The 5,736-nt window shown below is 35.3% G+C and carries 4 protein-coding genes; all 4 read right to left on the bottom strand.

The genetic code is table 11. The annotated features are described in order from the left end of the window. Positions 1-123 precede the first annotated feature (123 nt). The 4 genes from EHQ70_RS17440 to EHQ70_RS17455 all read right to left on the bottom strand — a co-directional run bounded on the left by EHQ70_RS17440 (position 124) and on the right by EHQ70_RS17455 (position 4,714). Positions 124-963: a hypothetical protein gene (locus tag EHQ70_RS17440; RefSeq protein ID WP_135588574.1), complete on the bottom strand. Its 840-nt coding sequence runs from the start codon at positions 961-963 to the stop codon at positions 124-126. A 530-nt stretch (positions 964-1,493) separates the two neighbouring features. After that, a complete protein-coding gene (locus tag EHQ70_RS17445) occupies positions 1,494-2,612 on the bottom strand; it encodes an HNH endonuclease (protein ID WP_135588576.1) in 1,119 nt (372 codons plus the stop codon). Between the two features lie 724 nt (positions 2,613-3,336). Then, positions 3,337-3,798, bottom strand: a complete 462-nt coding sequence (locus EHQ70_RS17450; RefSeq protein WP_167481730.1) for a DUF5063 domain-containing protein — start codon at positions 3,796-3,798, stop codon at positions 3,337-3,339. Positions 3,799-4,003: 205 nt separating this feature from the next. Further along, on the bottom strand, positions 4,004-4,714 hold the full coding sequence (locus EHQ70_RS17455) for a hypothetical protein (protein ID WP_135588580.1): 711 nt from the start codon (positions 4,712-4,714) through the stop codon (positions 4,004-4,006). Between the last annotated feature and the right edge of the window lie 1,022 nt (positions 4,715-5,736).

Genomic DNA, 5,736 nt, shown 5'->3' on the forward strand with positions numbered 1-5,736 from the left:
GTTAGGGATTGGCACGACGCTTGCGCAAGCAAGAGGAGTGACAAAAGCCTATGTGTCGGAGACCGAGCGAGGGCGTAAGTCCCGAAGCGAAGCGGTTAGTTGCTGTTATACGCTGGACTGCGATTAGAACGCTACACCTAAGCCGAATTTTGCAGAATATTCTTGTATAGACCAAATATGTGCCATTCGTTTACTTTTAGACTCAAAGAGTGTAGAATCTGGAACTTTGTAGGCATCATAATTTGTTGCCATCGCTTCAACTAATAGATAAAAGCTTTCTGATAAGAAAAATCTAGAACCTGCCGTTAAAGTCGACTGATAAATAATAGCCATATCTTCAATGTTTCGTCCGTATCCAAAACCAACCCTAACAAAAGGATCGAAAATTGGGTGACTAATAAAGTGATATGCCAAGTGAATTCCGATTGTAATTAATTGTAAAAATTTAGTATTAGATTTAGTGTTATAAGGTAAAAGAATCTCTCTTAGTATTGCATTTTCGCGAATAGCAGGATTACCAAAAAAACTTTTCTCATTATCATAGATAAGATTGTTATCGAATCTTGTCTGACTAAGATTATCAGCTTGAAAATTAGTATTATTTAAACTTATTCCTAATCCAAATTTAGGACTAAATAAGTATTCGGTGAATAAAGCGAATGATTGACTTTTAAGTTTAGGTTTTGGAGAGTTTTGAAAGGTATAAAAACTAGCAAATTTCTGTTCTTGAGTTCCATATAAAGATGTAGTATCTCCAATAACTTCGTGACGATTATAAAAGTCATTATTCTTGTTCATTACATTGTCATCAATTCTGTGTAGGTTTTTGTTAGGAATTAAAAAGGAATGAGCAGCTGTAACTTCAACGAAGAATTTTTTTTTATTATATATGTTTTGTGCCAATAGTTGGTTTTGGGATAGAAGGATAGCTAAGAGGATTGCATATATTTTAATTTGTTTCATTTAATAGGTTTTAATTTAGCAGTCTTGCGTATAACGAACTAGTCTTGACGAAGTTTCCCGCCCTGAGCCTGCGTCGTAGGCGTTAGGGAAGCGGGAAATTTGCCGAAGGCCGAACGAGGCCTTGTGCCGAAGTGAAGCGTTAAGACGCTGTTAGTTGCAGTGTGCCGTTCGAGAATAAATTAATTATAAGAAAGAACTGGAAGTCCCACCGGAATTCTTCAACAAATGAAGCAAAGTAAATCAAAGAGGGACTTTGTTCAACAAGCGTTAAGAGTTTAATATACTATTAATCTAGAATTCCGTATAAATAAAAAAGTGAAATAAAGAAACCTGACGAGAACGAAATTTAGCACATTGCAACTAACGAACTAGACTAACCGACGTAGGCTGGCCCTGAGTCCCGACGGGACGTTAGGGACTGGAACGACGCTTGCGTAAGCAAGAGGAGTGCCAGAAGCCTATGTGTCGCAGACCGAGCGAGGGCGTAAGTCCCGAAGCGAAGCGGTTAGTCGCTGTTATGTGCAGTGCCATTAATTTCTACTTTTTTTGGGGAAAATATATCTTGAAAGTTTGTTAACTATTTCAGAGGTTAATAATCTCAAGGCTTCGTCTGTTATTGGTTCACCTTGTGGTATTAATTTAGCAACGGTATTTTTCCATGCTGATCTAAAGATTCGGGAAACTAAATTATCAAAATTTCTTTTTTCAGCGATCTTCATTACTCTATCTACTCTCTCTTGAAGGAAATGAGATTTTGGTTCTGAATTCGGATATGTATATTGAAAGATGAAACTTGGAAGGTAATTAAAATTGATTTTTTTTGGAATTTCGTTTTTTGAGAAAATATCATAAACATAAAGTAATGAAATGTCTTCGCCACAGTATTCATCACTTAACTTTACTATATAGTGGTAGATATTGAAATACTCAACTATTGCATATAGCCTTTTTTCCTTTTGATGACCATGAATAAAGATACTGTGGTTTATATCCGATGTTTCTATATCATAAAGGGAAAATTCAGGTATTATTGGTTCAACTAAATTCTGGTTATATATTTTTAACTGTTCAATTGCTTTTTTGACTGGTTCTATGTTTTGAGTTTTATAGATGTAATAGTTCAATGCAGTTTTCAGAATCGATGGGAATATTTCTTTTCCGCCAATAGAAAGATCGGCTTGTATAGGTTCTATGAACTCTTCCTCTACATTAACTGCATGATTTAGAAATTCTTCTACATTTAATTTTAGATATTTTCTTTTTAGGCCTTCCAGAATATTTTTTGCTTCTTCTATAGTTCTTGCTGTAATTTTTATATTTATTTTTTCTCCTGTTACTTTTTGGACAACTTTAGGATCTTTTAAATGAAATTTACCGTCAGATGTGACTTTGAATTTTTCTCCAGTTTTTATTTTTTCAACGATGATTGGTTGTGGTTCGCCAACCTCTCTATCAATATTCAAAACATTACAGATAAAATTAAATTGTTTTGCAAATTCTGAATCAGATGTAGCTCCAAAATCTGAATTACATGTTTTACATAATAAATCTAGTGATTTTAGTCTTCCGCCGATTGAATTGGGAAGAATATGTTCTTTTGATTGATTTTGTTCATTTATTTCATTATGACAAATATAGCAGATTCTCATTTAATTATTTTAAAATATTAAATTTTATGGCATTGCACATAACGAACTAGTGTTAACGAAGTTTCCCGCCCTGAGCCTGCGTAGTAGGCGTTAGGATAGCGGGAAATTTGCCGAAGGCCGAACGAGGGCGGCAGTCCCGAAGTGAAGCGTTAAGACGCTGTTATACGCAGTTGGTCCGTAAAGTAAAAGATATAGATACGAAGTATCACAAAAGTGAAGCGCGCAAATTTCTTCTTTTTTCCGTGAATCATTGAATTTGCATTAAAATCAAGAGAAGCCATCGGGTAAGTTATGCACCAACATTTAGTATTTTTACTTCTTCGTTTTAAATTTGCGCGCTGTTTTTTTCTATTTATTCTACCAATTGCGTATAACGAACTAGTCTTCCCGAATTTCCCTGTAGCCGAGCCTCCGAAGGAGGCGTTGGCGTCGGCGCGACTTGTTGCGAAGCAAGAAGCGTGCCGGAAGGGAATTTGCCGTAGGCCGAGTGAGGCCTTGTGCCGAAACGTAGCGGGAAGACGCTGTTATGCGTAGTGTTTTTTTATTACTATTATTCCGAGATGTTATATAGATAATACTCTTCGTATTTCTTTCTCTTAGATTGTACGGCTTAAAAATATTTATAAAATTTAATGATTAGAAAAGAAATGTTTTTTTTATTAAATTTATTTTTAAGATTTTGTTTTCTAGAATTATTTTTAATTAAATTTGTAGTTCTTTTTATTTAAAGTCGATATTTTAAATGGAAAAGGAAATAAGTTAAATTTGAGATATGTTGTCCCCAATGATGCATGTAACCTGATTTAAAATGCCATAAAGCATTATCACTAGATGTATTTTCAAAAAACCATACAATTTCTTTAAAATCTTTTACTAAGTCTGTTAAATCATCATATGGATCTACTTGTATTATTTTATTTTCCTGGGATTCAATTGTAACATCATATACTGTATTGTAGGCTTTAAATTCTGGAAAGTTCATTTCTATTTTTTTCCTAACTTCCCAATAATCTAAATTCGGCGGGTCAGGGTATACTGAATTATCTAAATTATAGTCAGTTTCATAATATAAGGAATGTATTCGTAAAAGTTGTCCCATTAGGATATCAGCTTTATCGTTTTCACTTAATATATGGTCGCTCCATTTTACAAATTCTTTGAGATTAATTAGTAATTTTGCGTTCATAAAAAATTTTAAAACATTACGCATAACGAACTAGTGTAAACGACGTTCCCCGACCCTGAGTCCCGGAACGGGACGTTAGGGACTGGCATGTAGCTTGCGTATGCGAGCGAATGCCAGGAGGGGAATGTGTCGCAGACCAAGCGAGGCCGTAAGTGCCGAAGCGCAGCGTTTCCGCGATGTTATGCGAAGTTCTTTAAGTTTTCAATTATTTATAGCACATACCAGAAATCTGGTATTGTTTATTGTTTTTGTCTATGTGAAAACAATACTTTTTTCCAGACTTCATCCTGTAGCAATTATTCTCATCACGAGTATCGATTAGGATTTGCGAAAAAATTGTTCTAATTTCTTCTTTAATTTCATTATCATATGTCTTTATCGGGAAATTCAAATCTTCTTCTACTTGATTACATCTTTGTCTTAATTCGAATTCACATTTTGTCAATTTTTCGAACTCATCGAAATGAAAATTTTTAATCGTTGAATTTAGTTTAGTAAAAAATTCATTTTGATTGGAATGATCGTATTTTTTTCTATTCCGAATCATTTCGCATTTGGCAAATTCAATATACGAATCTACTACAACGTGTTGGCCAAATTCTTTTTCTCGATATATATCAAAAGGAAATAGGTTTTTAAAATTTTTTAATTTAGAAAGTTTGATATTATCATCTTTTTCCTCTAATATTTTTTCAAGAATATCGGATGGAGTTTTATGATTTTTTAATATAAATTGATCAAAAATATAGCCGTGAATTTCTGAACCAAGATTAGTGTCAACGCCCTCGATATAGATCCATTTTCCTTTAATTCCATTTATAATGGTTGTTTTTTCACCGTATTGAATTATTTGGACTTCGCTTCCACCTTGAATAAGACCAAGAGATATCGAATCAGGATTTGGTTCTTTCCTCACATTAATGTTTTTTCCTATTATGAATGAGGTTTTTGCCGTCTCGGAAGTTTGCTTATTAGATTCGCAGTTGTATATAATCGAACTTAGGATTACATAAAAGAGTAGTTTCTTTATTTTATTAATCATATAGTTTTTAAAGAATTTCGCATAACGAACTAGTGTTAACGAAGTTTCTCGCCCTGAGCCTGCGCAGTAGGCGTTAGGGAAGCGGGAAATTTGCCGAAGGCCGAACGAGGGCTAGTCCCGAAGTGAAGCGTTAAGACGCTGTTATACGCAGTTGGTCCGTAAAGTAAAAGATATAGATACGAAGTATCACACAAGCGAAGCGCGTAAATTTCTTCTTTTTTCCGTGAATCATTGAATTGGCATTAAACTCAAGAGATGCCATCGGGTAAGTTATGCACTGACTTTTAGTATTTTTACTTCTTCGTTTTAAATTTGCGCGCTGTTTTTTCTATTTATTCTACCAATTGCGTATAACGAACTAGTGTTAACGAAGTTTCCCGCCCTGAGCCTGCGCAGTAGGCGTTAGGGTAGCGGGAAATTTGCCGAAGGCCGAACGAGGCCGTGAGTGCCGAAGTGAAGCGTTAAGACGCTGTTAGTTGCAGTATGCCTTGCGAGTAAAATAGTGTAGATAAAATGGAACTGGAAGTCCCACCAGAATTCTTCAACAAACGAAGCAAAGTAAATCAAAGAGAGACTTTGTTCAACAAGCGTTAAGAGTTAGATATACTGTTAATCCAGACTTCCGTATAAATATAAAAGAAAAATAAAGAAACCTGACGAGAACGAAATTTTGCATATTGCAACTAACGAATTAGGCTAATCGACGTTCCTCGTAGCTGAGCCTCTGTAGGAGGCGTTAGCGTCGGCGCGTCTTCTTGCAGAGCGAGAAGCGTGACGGAGAGGAATGTGGCGCAGCCCAAACGAGGCCGGTAGTGCCGAAGTGGTATTCCCCCAAATAATTGGACATTAAAATAAAGCCTTCGCGAAGGAGCAATATGAATCGCGAAAGAAGAGGC

It is taken from the genome of Leptospira congkakensis (genome assembly GCF_004770265.1).
In the GTDB taxonomy this organism is placed as follows: domain Bacteria; phylum Spirochaetota; class Leptospiria; order Leptospirales; family Leptospiraceae; genus Leptospira_A; species Leptospira_A congkakensis.